This is a genomic window from Amycolatopsis sp. NBC_01480 (assembly GCF_036227205.1).
Classification (GTDB): domain Bacteria; phylum Actinomycetota; class Actinomycetes; order Mycobacteriales; family Pseudonocardiaceae; genus Amycolatopsis.
In genome coordinates this window covers 9,581,784-9,598,675 of record NZ_CP109442.1, presented here as the reverse complement: position 1 = coordinate 9,598,675, position 16,892 = coordinate 9,581,784, and the positions used below count along the sequence as shown (strand labels likewise).

13 protein-coding genes are annotated in these 16,892 nt (G+C 72.9%); 8 read left to right on the top strand and 5 right to left on the bottom strand.

Going from position 1 to position 16,892, the window contains the following annotated elements:
- The first annotated feature begins 77 nt into the window (after window positions 1-77).
- The 7 genes from OG371_RS44620 to OG371_RS44590 all read left to right on the top strand — a co-directional run bounded on the left by OG371_RS44620 (window position 78) and on the right by OG371_RS44590 (window position 9,584).
- On the top strand, window positions 78-632 hold the full coding sequence (locus OG371_RS44620; protein ID WP_329063372.1) for an EF-hand domain-containing protein: 555 nt from the start codon (window positions 78-80) through the stop codon (window positions 630-632).
- A gap of 464 nt (window positions 633-1,096) precedes the next feature.
- Window positions 1,097-1,540 carry a MarR family winged helix-turn-helix transcriptional regulator gene (locus OG371_RS44615; protein ID WP_329063370.1) on the top strand — a complete coding sequence of 148 codons (444 nt, stop codon included), beginning with the start codon at window positions 1,097-1,099 and terminating at the stop codon, window positions 1,538-1,540.
- Between the two features lie 239 nt (window positions 1,541-1,779).
- Window positions 1,780-3,447, top strand: a complete 1,668-nt coding sequence (locus OG371_RS44610; protein WP_329063368.1) for a serine protease — start codon at window positions 1,780-1,782, stop codon at window positions 3,445-3,447.
- On the top strand, window positions 3,444-5,732 hold the full coding sequence (locus tag OG371_RS44605; protein ID WP_329063366.1) for a serine/threonine-protein kinase: 2,289 nt from the start codon (window positions 3,444-3,446) through the stop codon (window positions 5,730-5,732). The genes OG371_RS44610 and OG371_RS44605 overlap by 4 nt, the downstream gene beginning before the upstream one ends.
- Window positions 5,733-5,758: 26 nt before the next feature.
- Window positions 5,759-7,171 (top strand): VWA domain-containing protein, encoded by a 1,413-nt coding sequence (locus OG371_RS44600; protein ID WP_329063364.1) that lies wholly within the window; start codon window positions 5,759-5,761, stop codon window positions 7,169-7,171.
- Window positions 7,168-8,253: a hypothetical protein gene (locus OG371_RS44595; protein WP_329063362.1), complete on the top strand. Its 1,086-nt coding sequence runs from the start codon at window positions 7,168-7,170 to the stop codon at window positions 8,251-8,253. Before OG371_RS44600 ends, OG371_RS44595 begins: the two co-directional genes overlap by 4 nt.
- A gap of 8 nt (window positions 8,254-8,261) precedes the next feature.
- Complete coding sequence (locus OG371_RS44590; RefSeq protein ID WP_329063360.1) at window positions 8,262-9,584, top strand: ABC transporter substrate-binding protein; 1,323 nt, start codon at window positions 8,262-8,264, stop codon at window positions 9,582-9,584.
- Between the two features lie 258 nt (window positions 9,585-9,842).
- Here the strand turns inward: OG371_RS44590 and OG371_RS44585 are convergent, their stop codons facing one another.
- From OG371_RS44585 to OG371_RS44565, 5 genes are all read right to left on the bottom strand, one after another.
- A complete protein-coding gene (locus tag OG371_RS44585; RefSeq protein WP_329063359.1) occupies window positions 9,843-10,415 on the bottom strand; it encodes a TetR/AcrR family transcriptional regulator in 573 nt (190 codons plus the stop codon).
- Window positions 10,416-10,425: 10 nt separating this feature from the next.
- Window positions 10,426-12,321 (bottom strand): YhgE/Pip domain-containing protein, encoded by a 1,896-nt coding sequence (locus tag OG371_RS44580; protein WP_329073431.1) that lies wholly within the window; start codon window positions 12,319-12,321, stop codon window positions 10,426-10,428.
- A gap of 41 nt (window positions 12,322-12,362) precedes the next feature.
- Window positions 12,363-13,022: an ABC transporter ATP-binding protein gene (locus OG371_RS44575; RefSeq protein WP_329063358.1), complete on the bottom strand. Its 660-nt coding sequence runs from the start codon at window positions 13,020-13,022 to the stop codon at window positions 12,363-12,365.
- A gap of 195 nt (window positions 13,023-13,217) precedes the next feature.
- Window positions 13,218-14,105 (bottom strand): GNAT family N-acetyltransferase, encoded by an 888-nt coding sequence (locus OG371_RS44570; protein WP_329073430.1) that lies wholly within the window; start codon window positions 14,103-14,105, stop codon window positions 13,218-13,220.
- 40 nt (window positions 14,106-14,145) lie between these two features.
- Complete coding sequence (locus tag OG371_RS44565) at window positions 14,146-15,036, bottom strand: class I SAM-dependent methyltransferase (RefSeq protein ID WP_329063357.1); 891 nt, start codon at window positions 15,034-15,036, stop codon at window positions 14,146-14,148.
- 296 nt (window positions 15,037-15,332) lie between these two features.
- Between OG371_RS44565 and rpsA the strand changes: the two genes are divergently transcribed.
- A complete protein-coding gene (gene rpsA / locus OG371_RS44560) occupies window positions 15,333-16,844 on the top strand; it encodes a 30S ribosomal protein S1 (protein WP_329063355.1) in 1,512 nt (503 codons plus the stop codon).
- Window positions 16,845-16,892: the final 48 nt, after the last annotated feature.

Sequence of the window (16,892 nt, the reverse complement as noted above, 5' to 3'; positions counted from 1 at the left end):
TAGTGGTGATCTTGGTGCGGGACAACGCTGAGTGCTCCGGCGGGTCCCCGGCCAAGGGGGACCGGAAGGGACGGACGATGGCGAGCGAACTGCAGAGACGCAAGATCACCACGGTGTTCCGCGCGATGGACGTCGACGGGGACGGATTCCTCACCGAATCCGATTTCGCCGCGCTCGCCGCGAGGTGGGTCGCCGCGCGGGGGGTGCACGCCGGCTCACCGGAGGCGGAGCGGCTGTCGGAAACCATGATGGGCTGGTGGACGACCCTGCTCGCCGCCTCCGACGTCAACCGGGACGGCCAGGTAACCGTCGAGGAGGTCCTGCTCGTCGTCGACCAGCTCGGCGACATGCCGGACGCCGTCACCAGCACCGCCGGCGCGATGTTCGGGGCGATCGACGAGAACGGCGACGGCCGCATCTCCCAGAGTGAATACCGCCGCCTGATCGAAACCTGGAACGGCGCCGGCACCCCCACCGACGAGATCTTCCCGATCCTCGACCTCGACGGCGACGGCTACCTGTCCGCCGGTGAATTCGCCGAGCACTGGACGGAATTCTGGGCCGGCAACGACCCCGACGCCCCCGGCACCTGGGTCTTCGGCCGCTTCGACCTGCCACTGGCCGCCCGCTGACCACGGCGCTCGGCACCCGGGCGCCCAGCGCTGCCACGGCTGGACACCCGGTGCCGCATCCGGGAAGCGCTGGTACTGCACCAGTGTCACCGCGCTTGGGCGGTGCTGCCGCCGCACCCTGGCGGCATCCCGACCCGAGCGGCGCCGCTGCCTGCCCGGACCGCCATCCGTCCGGGCGATCGGAACGCATGATGTACGAGATCTCGGACACTATCCACGAGAAAGGACCGGCCACGACCGCGTTGAGGAACCTCCCCTGCGACCGCCTGTTCACTGCGGATTCCGTACCCGCCACCACCTCGGCCCCGGATCCACCCAACCCCGCGCGACCCCCGGCGACTGCCGAGGCCGCTGCGCCACCTCTGGCGGTCGTCGAGGCCGCCGCGCCGGACCCTCTTTCGGCCCACCGTGGCGCAGCCACGGCACCCGGCCACCCCGCCGCACCCGCGGCACCCCAAGAACCCTTGCCCGGCCCCGAATCCACCCCGGAATCCGCGCCCCCGGCCGGGTTCTGGCTGCACCAGGCGGCGCTGACCTGGCGGGCGCAGCTCGACCTCCGGCTGCGGCCGCTCGGCCTCACGCCGACCCAGTTCCTCCTGCTGTCCGCGGCAGACCGGCTCGAGCGCCGGGGCGGGCCCGCCACTCAGCAGGAGGTCGCGGAGCAGGCGGGTGCCGATCGGATGATGACCTCGAAAGTGTTGCGGCTGCTGGAAAAACGCGGTCTGCTCAGCCGGACCGCGCACGAGTCCGACGCGCGGTCGATGCGGATCGCGCTCAGTGTGGACGGGCGGGTGCTCGCGGAGCGGGCCGCGGCGATCGCGCGGGAGTTCGACGACGCGTTCTTCGGGGACGGGGCCGAGCTGCTGGGCAAGGAACTCCAGGCGGTCGCCGGGATCCGGGGGCGGTGAAAGGCCGGCGCACAACACCTTTACCGTGCATCGGCGCGTGCACCACTCCGAATGCCGTTACACGACAGCGGGAAATCCGCGTCCCGGTCCCGTCGTTCGACGATTCCTCAGCCGTAGTCCAGGAATTCGGCGAACCGGGTGATGTCCCAGCGCCGAACGGGTGAGGCCATTGCTCCAGCATGGTCCACTTTCGCCGAAGCCGCCCCGGCGCCGCCATCGCCCGGCGTAGGGTCCCCGGCGTGGGTTACCAGGCCGAGCGAAGACGCTGGCGGGTCCGGCTGCGCGATCGGCACGGGCGGATCCACGGGGCGGGCACCATGCTCGACGAGCGGTACCTGCTCACCTGCGCCCACGTCGTCGAGCAGGCGGGCGGCCCGGAGGCCGAGCTGTCCGCGGACTTCGTCGGGATCCTCGAAGCCCCCACCGGAACAGCGAAGGTGGTGGACGGCGGCTGGGTGCCGGCCGGGTCCGACGAGCGCGGCGACGTCGCGCTCCTCAAACTGGAGAAGCCGGAGCCCGGGGTGTTTCCCGCGCCGCTGCACCGGATGCCGCTGCCCGACGGCCTGCCCGTCCGCGCGTACGGCTTCCCGCCCGGCGCGGACGACGGCCTGTGGTTCCGCGGCACGCTGACCGGGGAGGGCGGCCCTGCCGGCGAATGGGTGCAGCTGGCCCGCCGGCCGGACTCGCCCCCGATCGACTCCGGGTACAGCGGCACGGCGGTGCTCGCCGAGGACAGCGGCCGGGTCGTCGGCATGGTGGTCGGCCGTTACGTCGCGGACGGGGACTTCGCCTCGTGGATGATCCCGGTCGAGACGGTGCTCGGGTACTTCGGCGGCCTGCGCGATTGGGGCGACGGCAGCCCGGCGGTCGACCCGACCTTCAGCACCGGCTTCGGCAGCGCGCCGCACGTCGTGGCCTACGACCTGGCGTTCGCGCGGAAGCTGGCCGGCTGGTTCGGCGACAAGGCGAACCGCTCGGGGCCGCCGGTGTGGGTGGTGGTCACCGGCGAGCGCGGCTCGGCCCGCGCCGTGGCGCTCGACCTCGGCGTCGTGCTGGCCGACCGGGAGCGCGCGGCCGCCGCCGGCTCGCTGCGGGACACCGTGCCCGAGGGGACGGTGCCGCCCTCGGGCAGCGTCGACCTCGCCGTGGACGCCGCGGGCAAGTCCGTCGACGAGGTCCGCCGCCGGCTCGCCGAACGCCTTTCGCTCACGCCGGACCACGGTGGTCCCGTCCCGCATTCGGTCCGGACCGTCGTGGTCAACGCGATCGACGATGCCGCGGAGCCGGACCGGCTGGTCGGCGAGGTGATCGCGCCGCTGGCCGACCGCGCAGGGCAGCTCGGCCTGCGGCTCGCGCTCGGTTTCCGCCGCGAGTCCTCGCCCGGGGTGACCACGCTGCGTTCGCTGAGCGCGGTGCCGCCGGGCGGCCTCGCGAGCCGGATCTCCTTGCTGGACAACGCGGTCACGGAGCTGGCCGCGCTGGAGGAGCACGCCGTGGCGGTCAGCGAGCGCTTCGACGGCGAGCCGGAGCCGCCGGCCCTGGTGGCGCGCCGCCGCGGCCTGGTCAACCAGTTGCGCACGGCGGCCGACGAGGGCGACGTCGAGTGGGCGGGGCGGCACATCGGGGAGATCGAGCAACGCCTCACCGCGGACCTCGCCGCCGGGAACGCGGCGAAGGAGCGCCTGGACGACCTGATCGAGCAGCGCACCGCCCTGCGCTTCCGGCTCGACAGCTACAGCGACAAGGCCCGCAAGCTCGGGCTCGTCGAAGACCCGCTCCTGGATTCCTTGTACGCCAAGGCCTGGAAGCTGCTCTACGAAGGCCGGTGCGACCTGCGCGTGGCTACGGCCGCGGTCGAGGAGTACGGCGACGCCATCTGCGGCCGGGACGAGGGGGAGCCCGCGTGACGAGCTGCCCCCGCGAGGACTGCGACGGCACCATCGGCCGCACCGGGTTCTGCCGCCAGTGCGGCTGGGCGCCCGGCGACCCCGAGCCTGCCGCCGCGACACCGGGTGCCGGGCCCGTTTCGCTGGTCATCCCGGCGCCGGGGGAGCGCCCGAGCCGCCTCACCGGCACCGTCGTCACCCGGGCGCAGCAGACCGCGGGCCACGGCACCGGCGGCGAGTACGTGCCGCTGCCCGTGGTCGTGCTGCCCGACCTGGCCGGCCGCGTGATCGTCGAACCGCACGTGAGCGAGCAGGAGCGGCACTGCGGAAAACGCGACTGCGGCGCCGAAGTCGGGCGGTCCCGCTATGGGGAGCCGGCCCGCGCGGAGGGCTTCTGCTGGGTCTGCGGGACCCCGTTCTCCTTCTCTCCCAAGCTTTTCGCCGGCGACCTGGTGGACGGCCGGTACCAGGTGCACGGCTGCATCGCCCGCGGCGGGCTCGGTTTCGTCTACCTGGGCACGGACACCCGGCTCGGTCAGTACGTCGCGCTCAAGGGCCTGATCAACACCAGCGACGAGGCGGCCGTGCGCATCGCGGAGACCGAGAGCCAAGTGCTCACCGCGCTGGAGCACCCGAACATCGTGCGGATCCACGACGTCGTCACGCATCCCGACCCGCACGGCGGCGAGGACGCCCGCTACATCGTGATGGAGTTCGTCGACGGGCTGCCGCTGTCGGAGGTGATGCGGCGCGGCCGCGCGGCGCTCGACGGCCCCGAGGGGCGGCTGCTCGTGGAGCACGTGGTGGCGTACGGCCGGGAGATCCTGACCGCGCTGGACTACCTGCACGCCCAGGGCCTGCTCTACTGCGACATGAGCCCGCAGAACGTGATCCACGGCGAGAAGCGGATCAAGCTGATCGACTTCGGCGCGATCCGCAAGATCGGCGACCAGGCCAGCCCGGTGGTCGGCAACCCGCGGTTCCAGATCGGCGACGCGGAGCTGGCCGACCACGGGCTCACGGTGCGGTCGGACCTGCACACCGTCGGCGCGACCCTGCGCGACCTGTTCCTCGCCAGCGACGGCTGGCCGCGCCCGCAGGACCGCTCGATCGCCTTCGGCGTCACCTCGTTCACCCACGTGCTGGACCGCGCGACCGGCGGGTTCGACCACCGGTTCGCCACCGCGCAGGAGATGCTCGTCCAGCTCGACGGGGTGCTCCACGAGATCCTCTCGCTGCGCGACCGGGAATCGCGCCCGGCCATCTCCACCCTGTTCACCGAGCCCGCCGTGCTGCTCGACGCCGGGCTGGGCCAGGCCCGTCCGCTGGAGCACTGGACGAACGGGGTCACGGCGCCGCTCGACGCGCTGCCCACCCCGCGCGAGATCGCGCTGGGGCTGCCCGTCCCGCGCGAGGACCCGAACGACGCCGAGATCACCTTCCTGCGCACCGTCCGCGCTCCGGATGCCTTGCGGCTGCTCAGAAAGCTGGACCGGTCCGGCCGCTCGGTCGAGGTGGAGCTGCGCCGCTGCCGCGCCCTGCTCGAACTGTCCGAAATGGACAGGACAGCCGGGGCAGTCGCGCAAGCCGGCGCCTGCGTCACCGCGGCGGCGCGGCTGCTCGGCGCCCGGGCCGAGCACGACTGGCGGATCGCCTGGTACCGCGGCCTGGTGGCGCTGGCCGCGGGTGACGTCCCGGAAGCGCGGGCGAAGTTCGACCGGGTCTACCGCGACATCCCCGGAGAAGAGACGCCGAAGCTCGCCCTCGGCCTGTGCCTCGAGCACCTCGAGGGCCCGGCCCGCGCCGAGCCGTTCCACGACGCGCTGTGGGTGCGTGACCGCCTTCAGGTCAACGCCGCGTTCGCGCTGGCCCGCGGGCATCTGCAGCGCGGTGACCGCGCGGCCGCGGTGCGGCTGCTCGATCAGGTCCCGGAGTACTCGCGCCACGACGAGGCCGCGCGGATCGCGGTCGTCCGCGTGCTCGCCGGTGTGCTGCCGGGCCGCGCCGGGCTGCCCGGCACCGCCGACCTCGCCGAGGCCGTCGAACGGCTGCCCGCGCTGGAGCTGGACGAGGACACCGCCGAGCGGCTGACGGCCGAGGTCCGCGAGACCGGGCTGCTCTGCGCGGTCGCCGGACGGCACGGCCTGCCGCCCGGCCCGGTGCTCGGGGAGGCGCCGGACGCACGCGGGCTGCGGCTGCTGCTCGAGGGCTCCTACCGCCGGATCGGCCGGCACGCCGGCACCACGGCCCACCACGACGTGCTGGTCGACCGGGCCAACGCGACCCGGCCGGTCACCTGGTTCTAACGGGCGAAACCACGAGGGGGCGAAAAATGGCTGTGGGGCTGAAGGTCGAGGTCCACCAGAACCGGTTCCTCGGGGCCGGGGACCGGCAGATGCAGGCGATCGTGACCGTGTCGGCGCACGGCGAGCCAGAACCGGCCGGCAGCACCTCGGCAGGCATGGGCGCGGCGGAGGTGCTGCTGGTCGACTGCTCCAGCTCGATGCGCTACCCGCCGACGAAGATCGGCGCCGCGCGCAAGGCGGCGGCCGCGGCGGTCTCGGTGCTGCCGGACGGCACGCGCTTCGCCGTCGTCCGCGGCACCGGGCGGGCCGAACTGGTCTACCCGGACGGGCCCTGGCTGGCCACGGCGTCGCCGGAGACCCGCAGTGCGGCCACGGCGGCGGTCGGGCGCCTCGCGGCGGTGGGCGGCACGGCGATGGGCGCCTGGCTCACCCTGGCCCGGGAGCTGTTCGCGCTCGCGCCCGAGGCCGTCCGCCACGCGATCCTGCTCACCGACGGCCGCAACGAGTCGCAGTCTCGGGAAGAGCTGCAGCGGGTGCTCGACGCGTGCGAGGGCGAGTTCGTCTGCGACGCGCGGGGGATCGGCGACGGCTGGGAGCCGGCCGAGCTGACCGAGATCGTCACGGTGCTGCGCGGCGGCGTCGATTCGGTGGTGCGCGACGAGGATCTGGCCGGCGATTTCCGCGCGCTGGTCGACGCCGCGCTGACGAAGGTGGTGGCCGAGGTCCGGCTGCGGATCGGCACGATGGCCTACAGCCGGCTGCGGTCGGTCAAGCAGGTCCGCCCGCACGACTACGACCTCACCTCGCGCTGCGTGCCCGGCGAAGAGGGCGAATTGGTGCTGTCACTGGGTTCCTGGGGCGCGGCCGAGACCCGCGAGTACCAGCTCGCGGTGGACCTCGACCAGGACCTGGTGCCGAGTTACGACCGCGACCGGCAGCTGGCCTGGGTCGAGGTCGACGGCGCCGGGAACCCGCCCGTGCCGGTGCTCGGCCGCTGGACGCACGATCCGGTGCCGCCCACGCTCATCCATCCGAAGGTGCTGCAGTACACCGTGCAGGACGGACTCGGCCAGGCGCTCACCGAGGGCGGCGACGCCTACGCGGCCGGCGACCACGCGGGCGCGCGCGCCGCCTGGGGCCGGGCCATCCGGATCGCCACCGAGACCGGGAACGAGGAGATCCTCAAGCGACTGCGCCGGATCGTCGAAGTCGTCGACGCCGGCACCGGTGACGTCCTGCTGCGCCCCGACGTCACCCGCAGCGAACTGCTCAACCTGCTCATCTCCCGCGTCACGCACCTCGGTGGCGAGACCCCGAAAGCCGCACCCCAGCCGGACGGCGAGCCGCTGGAGTGCCCGGCCTGTGGTGAGCGGACGCCGCGGCCGGCCGCCTTCTGCGAGGCCTGCCGCGAACCGCTGGCCGAGGGGGACCCCGCGTGAGGGCCACGACCCGGGTGACGCTGGTCCGGCTGCGCGCTGCCCTGCTCGGGTGCGCGGTGCTGACGCTGGTCACGTCGTACCTCGCGGTCACCGGCGTGGTGGACACCGCCGTGCTGGTGCGGGACCGGACGAGCCAGGCGATCCTCGCGGTCGCGGCGGCGCGGGACGCGCTGGTGTCCGCCGACGCCGCGGCCGTGTCCAGTTTCGCTTCGGGCGAGGCGAAACTCGCCGGGCCGGGGCAGGACTACGAGAACGAGATGGCCGCGGCGAGCCAGAGCCTCGCGCAGGTCGCGGAGTTCAACCAGGCGGACGAGTCCGCCGGCGGCACCCCGCAGGTCGTCGCGGGCCTGGTCACCGCGTATGCGAGCGCGATGGGCCAGGCCGACGCGCACTTCCGCCAGCCCGGCTCGGCGGTCGTCGGGCTCGCCGACCTCTGGTACGCCTCGCGGCTGCTGCACGCGCCGGGCGGGGTGCTGGCGCAGCTGGCGGACTTGCAGGCGCAGGAGCGCGCGGCCCTCGACCGCCAGCTGGCCGGCGATGGCATGAGCGCGGGCCTGCTCCCGCTGTGGCTGCTGCCGCCGGTGCTGCTGCTGGTCCTGCTGGTGCTCACCCAGCTGTACCTGCGTAGCCGGTTCCGCCGCCGGCTCAACCCGTTGCTGCTGGGCGCGAGTGTGCTCACCGCCGGGGTCGTCGTGGCGCTGTCCGCCACGCTCGGCCTGGCCGGCGGGCTCGACGACGTGCGGGACCGGGTCGACCAGGCGCTCGCCGTCCGCCAGGCCGAGGTGGCCGCCACCGACGCGAACGGGCAGGCCGGGCTCGCGAACCTGGTGCGGCAGCAGTGCGCCCCGGCCGGCTGTGGGTCCACTGTGGACGATTTCGAGGCGGCCGTCCGGCCGGTCTCCGCCGCGCCGGACACCACGGACCGGGTGGCCGCGGCGGTCAAGGCCGTGACCGCGCAGGCGGCTTCGGCCACCGAGTCCGGCGGGCTGCCGGTGCTGGTGCCGGTCGGCGTGGTGCTGGCCGCGGGCCTCGTGGTGTGGGGGCTGTACCGGCGCATCGACGAATACCGGTACGAGGCATGAGAAATCCGATGAGTTCGCGGTCGTCGAGAGCCCCGCTGCGGCACCGGCTGGCCGTGCTGGCCGCGGTTTTCCTGCTCGGCGTGAGCACGGCCTGCTCGTCCACTTCGGACGGTGGCAGCGTGAGCGTGCTCGCGTCCTGGACCGGCGCCGAGGGCGACGCGTTCCACCAGGTGCTGCTGGCGTTCGAGCACGAAACCCACATCACCATCGACTACCAGGGCACCCGCGCGCTCGACCAGGTGCTGGCCGCCGACCTGCAGCGCGGCACGGCGCCGGACGTCGCGGTGCTGCCGAGCCCCGGCTCGCTGGCCGATTACGTGCGGCGGCACGAGCTGCAGCCGCTCGGCTTCCTGGAACCGCAGGCCGAGGACTTCTACGGCAAGCAGTGGGTGAACCTGCAACGCGTCGGGGAGCCGCAGCTGTACTCCGTGGCGGTGAAGGCCGACCTGAAGAGCGAGATCTGGTACCACCCCTCGGCTTTGCCCGGCGCGAAGCCGGCCACCTGGCCGCAGCTGCTGAGCCTGGCCCAGCGTCAGAGCGCGAGCGGCACCGCGCCGTGGTGCCTCGGCCTGTCCGCGCCGCCGGTCTCGGGCTGGCCGGGCACCGACTGGATCGAGGACATCCTGCTGCACTCGGCCGGGCCGGCGGTCTACCGGCAGTGGGCGGCGGGCACGCTGCCGTGGACCTCGCCGCAGGTCCGCCAGGCGTGGCTGGACTGGGGCGCGCTGGTGGTCCACCCGGGCGGGATCGACGGCGGCGCCACGGCCGCGCTGCTCACCGACTTCGGCGACGCGGGCCGCCCGCTGTTCGCCAGTCCGCCGGGCTGCCTGATGGAGCACGAGGGCTCGTTCGTGATGAGCAGCTACCAGGCCATGCGCACCGGGACCGGGCAGGCCCCGCGCCCGGGCACCGACTACGACTTCTTCCGCTTCCCCGGTCCGCCCGTCTCGGTGGTTTCGGCGGACCTGGCCGGGATGTTCCACGACACCCCGCAGTCCCGGCGGCTGATGCAGTTCCTGGTCACGCCCGCGGCGCAGCGGATCTGGCCGGGCATCGCCTCGGCCAGCGCGTTCTCGGCCAGCGCGAAGGTGGGCCCGGAGGCCTACGGCGACCCGGTCAAGCGCAAAGTGGCCGCGGCGCTGACCGGGCCCTCACAGGTGTGCTTCGATGCGTCCGACCTGATGCCCGCTGCCATGACCGGCGCGTTCTACCGCGCGGTCCTGGAGTACGTGAACGACCCCGGGCAGCTGGACACCCTGCTGAGCCGGCTCGAGGACACCCGCCGGGCCGTCCCGCGCGGCGAGTGGCTGGACGTCCCTTGTGGACAGTGAACCCCCGGTGCTCGCGCGGCGTGATTCACCCGCTCACCCGCCCGCCCGGCGGTACCGCGGTCGCCGCCGCGGCACTTAGCGTCACATGCGTCGGCGTCGATCGAACGGAGGACGGACATGATCAAACGGCTGTTCAAGGTCGTCATGCGGCACGGGTGCTGCTCCGCGTGCACCGGCAAGGGCTGCGGCTGCTGCGCCAACTGTCACTGACAGTGGTGAGTGGCCGCGCCGGTCCCGGCCGGCGCAGCCACTCACGGGTCAGGCCCGGCCGAGGCCGCGCACCAGCACCATCACCGCGTCGCGAACCTCGTCGCGGGTGCGGCCCGGCTGGAAGACCTGCCAGTCCAGCGCCACCACCAGCATGGTGCCGAACAGCCCGGCCGCGGCGGTCGGGATGGCCACGCCCGCGGGCAGCCGCCCGGCGTCGTCGAGGCGCTGGAGCTGGTCCTTGACGATCGAAATCAGTTCCTCGCGCAGCAGCGCCAGCGTGTCGTGCCACTGGCCCGGCGTCCGCCACAGCTCGCTGACCAGGATCTGCGAGAACCCCGGGTACTCGGCGATGAACGCGAGCGTGACATCGATCTGCGCCTCGATCACGGTCAGCGGGTCGGCGTCCGAGACCGCCGCCCGCAGCCGCCCGGCCGCCAGGTCCACGCCGTAGCGCAGCAGCCCGTCGATCAGCCCGTCCTTGGACCCGAAGTTGTAGTACACGGTGCCCTTGGCGACGCCGGCCTCGGTGGCGATGTCGTCCACGGTCAGCCCGACGAGGCCCCGGCTGGCGGAAAGCCGCAGGGTCGCCTCGAAGAGCTTCTGCTTGGTCGCTTCTCTCACGGCGCGGGCGCTACAGGCTCAGCTCGGGCTTGAGCGCCGAGACCGACCACACGCGGTGCTTGCGCGCCGCCAGCGTGGACAGCAGGACCCCGCCCACCAGGTAGGCCGCCAGCACCCCGATGTCGCCGAGGATCTGCAGCGAGGCGCCGGTGTAGAGCAGGTGGCGGAAGCCGTCGATCGCGTAGCCCATGGGCAGCACCACGTGCAGCGGGTACAGCGCGTCCGGGATCGTCTGCCACGGGAACGTGCCGCCCGCGCTGACCAGCTGCAGCACCAGCAGCACCAGCCCGAGGAACTTGCCCACGGCGCCGAAGAACGCGTTCAGCGCGTGCACCACCGAAGTGAACGCCAGCGATACCAGTATCGCGAAACCGATGGCGCCCAACGGATGCGCGATGTGGATGCCGACAAGCCAGGTCACCGCGGCGAACAGCACGATCACCTGCGCGATGCCGAGCACGGCCGAGGACAGCCAGCCGCCGAGGGCCACCCGCAGCGGCGACGCGCCCGCGGTCAGCGCCCGCGTGGACAGCGGCCGGATCAGCAGGAACAGCACGAACGCGCCGATCCAGGTCGCCAGCGAGATGAAGAACGGGGCCAGCCCGGCGCCGTAGGTGCCCGCGGACGCGACGCCGTTGGAGGTCACCGCCACCGGGTCGGCGATCGTGTTGGCCGTGGCCGTGCGGGTCGGGTCGTCCGGGTTCGGGATCTGCTTGAGCCCGGCCGCGAGCCCGTCACGCAGCTGCGCGGCGCCGCTGGCGAGCTGGTCGGTGCCGGTGACGGCGGTCTTCTCCCCGTCATTCAGCTTCGCCGCGCCGTCGCGCAGCTGGTTCGCGCCGTCGGAGGCCTGCGCGATGCCACTGGTCAGCTGCGGCGAGGCGGCGGCGAGCTGCTGCGCGCCGTCCGAAACCTGGCGCGCGCCGCTCGCGAGCTTCGCCAGATCGCCGTTCGCCGCCTGGATCTTGGTGTTCGCCTGGTCGACGGGGGAGCGCAGCTGGTCGGCCCGGTCCAGGATCGCGTTCGCCTGCGCGTCGGTGAGCCCGGCGTTGTGCAGGTCGGTGCTCAGCTGGGCGCGGTAGCTGTCGAGCTGGCTCTGGATGCCGGACGACGCGGAGGCGGCCAGCGAGGCGGCGTCGGCCACCTTCTGGTTGCCGTCGGCGACCTGCCCGGCGCCGGACGCGAGCTGCTGGGTCTGGCTAGGCAGCTGCGCGGTGCTCGACTTCAGCGTGCTCAGCCCGGTGGCCAGGGTGCCGGACCCGGTGGCCAGCTGGCTCGCGCCGTCGGCGAGCTGGTGCTGCCCGGTCTGCAGCTTCGCCGCGCCGTCGGCGAGCTGCTGCGCGCCGCCCGTGGCGTCGGAGATCTTGCCGTAGATGGTGGAGAACCCGACCAGGAACCGGTCGGCGGCCTCGCTGCCCACCTTCTCCTGGATGGTCTTGCGCACCTGGTCGGCCACCTGCTTGGCGATGGTGCCGGCCAGGTAGTTGTTGGAGTCGTTGGTGGACAGCGTGATCGTGGCCTGCTGCGGGGTGAAGTTGCCCGAGGACAGCAGCGCGGCGGAGAAGTCGCGCGGGATGCCGATGGCGAAGGAGTACTTGTCGTCGCGCACGCCGTCGTTGGCGTCCTTTTCGGACACTTCGTGCCACTGGAAGGTGCCGGACTTGGTCAGCTCGTCGGTCACCTCGCGGCCGATGTTGCGCTCCGCGCCGCTGGAGTCCTTGGCCCCGGCGTCGGTGGTGTAGACGGCGGCGGGCAGCTTGTCGAGCCGGCCGTACGGGTCGTAGTTCGCGTACAGGTAGAACGACGCGTACAGCAGCGGCACGAGCACGAGCGCGGCCATCGCCAGCTTCGGCAGGGTGCCGGCGGACAGCCGGCGCAGTTCGTTGAGGGCGATGCGGAACGCGTTCAGCCCGCCGGCCCGCTTGCCGCCGCCCTGGTCCTCGGGGGTGGTCATGCCTCGTCGTCTCCTTCGGTGCTCACGAGCAGCCGCACCGGTTCGGGCTGGTCGGCCGACCCGATCAGGGCCGGCGGGTAGGGGAGGGCGGAGACCGGCGTGGTCGCGGCGAGCACGACCACGGCCAGGCCGCGTTCGGCGTGCTCCCGCGCGACCGAGGCCCACGACTCGACGTCGCTGGTGTGCCGGTCGGGGGTGACGAGCACGAGCACGCGGATGCCCCGGCGCTCGGCAGCCAGCGCGGCCAGCAGCCGGGTCCGCAGCGCGGGCTCGAGGTTCTCGAAGCGGCTGTTCGCGAACGGCGCGGCGTCGTGCGCGGCGAGCCAGCGCGCGACGTCCTCCTTGCCGGCCGGGCGGTGGGCCAGCGCCAGCTCTTCACCGGCGACCACGCGCAGGGTGAGCGCCTCGTCGGGCTCGCTCACCTCGCGCGCGTCGACGACCGCCACCAGGTCGCGAAGGTCCCCGCCGGCATCGGTGGTCACCGTGCCGGTGGTCGGCTTGACCCGGCCCGCGAGCGCGAGGCCGAGGGCGGTGACGCCGACGCCGGGCTCGCCGTGGACGAGTGTCACGCAGCCCTCCTCGGCGGTCAGCGAGGTGGGCGGCAACAGAATGCCGTGGGCGCCCGTCAAGGACACCCGGTCGGCTCGTACCTGCACGGGGGAGCTCCTGCCTCTTTTGAACTGACCGGTCAGTTCAAAAAGCTAGACCCCCAGGCCGACGGGCGGCAACCCGGGTGGGTGCACGTCACACCACCGGGTGACGGGCCATGCGCCCCAATGCGGCGTTGGTTGCGCTGAACGCACCCAGTGGCGTTGGTTGCGTTGAACGCACCGAACGCCACATTGGGGCGGTCAGCGGAGCGCGGACGCCGGGTGCGCCTCCCAGGACGTCCACAGTGGACGATAGCCCTGGCGGTGCCAGAACACCGACGAGAGCGGGTTGGTCGGGTTGTAGTAGAGGTACGTGGCGGTGGCGCCGCCGCCGAGCAGCTCCCGGTGGACGTGCGCCATCAGCGCCCGGCCGACGCCGGAGCCGCGGTGCCCGGCCACGGTCACCAGGTTGTTCACGTAACCCCAGCGCCCGGGTGGCAGCAGCTCCGCCGCCTCGGCGCCCTCGCCCGAGTCGACCCACGCGCACTGGGCGAGGGCCACCGGCTCGCCTTCGGCTTCGGCCAGCCAGGTCAGAGGCTCGTCGAGCGTGTGGCGCAGGGCGGGCGCGAGCAGCTCGGCGGTCTGCTCCCGCCGCCGGTGCGCGACGAGCCCGGTGTAGTCGAACGTCGCGGTGCAGAGCGCCAGCACGGCGTCGAAGTCGGCCGGGCCGGCCAGGCGGATCACGGCGTCGCCCGGAACCGGCGGCGGGGGCGGGCCCTCGGTCCGCACCGCGAGCGCGGAGAGCGGCGCGAGCCCGTGGTCGAGGAAGGCGCGGATCGCCTCGGCGTCGCGGCTCGGCCAGTTGACCACGCAGGCCGAGTCGGCGGCCGGCGCCTCGGTGTCCAAACGGGACCGCAGCGCGCCCAGCAGCAGGTCGAAACCCTCGGTGCCGGCGGTGTCCGCGTCGGGGAAGAGCTGCCAGACCTCGGCCGCGGACCACAGCAGCGGCGGGTCGCCGGGCCCGTGCCGGTGGCGCTGGACCCCGCCGGTCACCCGCACGCCGTCCGCCGTCGCGACGTCGATCCGGTCGCCGAGTGCGGGCGGTGCGGGCGGCGGCAGCATCGGGTCGAGCGCGGAGAAGCGGGTCATACCCTCGGTGGCGGCCACGAGGACGGAGCGTAGCCGCGGGTCAGGCGAGGCGGGTCCGGAAGATTGCCGTGCCCGGGAAGAGCTTGCCGCGCAACGGGCTCCACTGGCCCCAGGTGCGGGTGTGGCCCGCCGGCCACTCCGGCTCCAGCAGGTCCTCCAGCGTGAACCCGGTCGCGGCCAGCGCGCGCACGTAATCGCCGAGGGTCCGGTGGTATTCGACGTACGTGGCTTCGCCGGCTTCGTCCACTTCGAGGTACGGCGTGCGGTCGAAGTAGGGCTGCGTGACGGTCAGCCCCTGCGGGCCCGGGTCGTCCGGGAAGATCCACCGCATCGGGTGAGTCACCGAGAAGACCCACGGCGAGCCCGGCCGCAGCACCCGCCGGACCTCCGCGAAGACCGTCTCGACCGAGGGGACGAAGGGCAGCGCGCCGAACGCCGAGCAGGCCGCGTCGAAGCTGCCGGAGGCGAACGGCAGCACCTCGGCGTTGGCCTGCACGAGCGGGACCGCGACGCCGGTGCGCTCGTTGCCCTCGCGGGCGTGGCGCAGCATCCCCGCGGACAGGTCGGTGGCGACGGCGGCCGCGCCTGCCGAGGCGAGCCAGCGCGAGCAGGCGGCCTGGCCGCAGCCGACCTCGAGCACCCGCTTGCCGCGGACGTCGCCGAGCAGGTGCGCCTCGGCCTCGCGCACGCCCTCGGGGCACCAGACGAAGTCGGCGTCGCCGAGGAAGTCGCCGTGGGCGGCCTGGTAGTCGTCGGCGTCGGCGTCCCACCAGGCGAGGTTCGCGGCCGCGGCCTCGGCGCCGCCGACCGCCCGGTAGGCGACGCCGGTGGTGCCGAGCTGCTGCTCGGCGTGCTCGTGGCGGTCCTCCTCGGGCACCGCCGCGGCCACCGCCGCCGGCACCTGTTCGGGCACCGCTGCGGGCTCGGGCATGCTGGTCCTTCGGGGAATGTGGGGCCGGGGTCCGGCGTTGCGGCGAGGGTACCGGCCGGGGAGGAGACCCTGATTGTGTCCCCTACCGTGGCCCGCGTACGATAAGTGTTAGCGCAGTGGGTTCGCGCTGCCTGGGTTCATCACCTGCCGGGGCCGCGCACCGTTTGCGGATCATGCCGCGGTCGTTCACTGGTGGACGTTTGCTTGTCTGACGGTCGTTGCATGCCTCGTTCTCACCGCTCGCTGCGCCGCCAACTGCAAACCCTACGATCCCATCCACCGGAGCAACCCGCCTAATGACCACCGACATCGCCACCGCCCCGACCGCGCCGTCCGGCGCCCCCCAGGTCGCCATCAACGACATCGGGTCGGAGGAAGACTTCCTCGCTGCGATCGACAAGACGATCAAGTACTTCAACGATGGGGACATCGTCGAAGGCACCATCGTCAAGGTCGACCGCGACGAGGTCCTGCTCGACATCGGCTACAAGACCGAGGGTGTCATCCCCTCGCGTGAGCTCTCCATCAAGCACGATGTCGACCCGGCTGAGGTTGTCACCGTCGGCGATGAGGTCGAAGCCCTGGTTCTCCAGAAGGAGGACAAGGAAGGCCGCCTGATCCTGTCCAAGAAGCGCGCGCAGTACGAGCGCGCCTGGGGCACGATCGAGGAGCTCAAGGAGAAGGACGAGCCCGTCAAGGGCACCGTCATCGAGGTCGTCAAGGGCGGCCTCATCCTGGACATCGGCCTGCGCGGCTTCCTGCCCGCGTCGCTGGTCGAGATGCGCCGGGTGCGCGACCTGCAGCCGTACGTCGGCCGCGAGCTCGAGGCGAAGATCATCGAGCTGGACAAGAACCGCAACAACGTGGTCCTGTCCCGCCGCGCCTACCTGGAGCAGACCCAGTCCGAGGTGCGCAGCGAGTTCCTCAACGCGCTCGCCAAGGGCCAGGTCCGCAAGGGCGTCGTGTCGTCCATCGTCAACTTCGGTGCCTTCGTGGACCTGGGCGGCGTCGACGGCCTGGTGCACGTCTCCGAGCTGTCCTGGAAGCACATCGACCACCCGTCCGAGGTCGTCGAGGTCGGCCAGGAGGTCACGGTCGAGGTCCTCGACGTCGACATGGACCGCGAGCGCGTGTCCCTGTCGCTGAAGGCGACCCAGGAAGACCCGTGGCGCCAGTTCGCCCGCACCCACGCGATCGGCCAGATCGTGCCGGGCAAGGTCACCAAGCTCGTCCCGTTCGGCGCGTTCGTGCGTGTCGAGGAGGGCATCGAGGGCCTGGTGCACATCTCCGAGCTGGCCGAGCGCCACGTGGAGATCCCGGAGCAGGTCGTCCAGGTCAACGGCGACGTGATGGTCAAGGTCATCGACATCGACCTCGAGCGTCGTCGCATCTCGCTGTCGCTGAAGCAGGCGAACGAGGGCGTCACCGCCGAGACCGAGTTCGACCCGACCCAGTACGGCATGGCCGCCGAGTACGACGCCGAGGGCAACTACATCTACCCCGAAGGCTTCGACCCGGACACCCAGGAGTGGCAGGACGGCTTCGACAAGCAGCGTGAGGAGTGGGAGCGCCAGTACGCCGAGGCGCACACCCGTTACGAGGCCCACATGAAGCAGGTCGTCAAGGCCGCCGAGGCCGACGCGGAAGCGGCGGCCGACGCCGCGACCGGGGTCACCAGCAGCACCAGCTCCAGCGACGGCGGCGAGCAGAGCTACACCTCCGCTCCGGCCGAGGCCAAGAGCGGCGGCACGCTGGCCAGCGACGAGCAGCTCGCGGCTCTGCGCGAGAAGCTCTCCGGTGGCGCGTGATCTAGCCCCGTAGGCAAACACCGCGGCCCCAGTCCGATTCGGACTGGG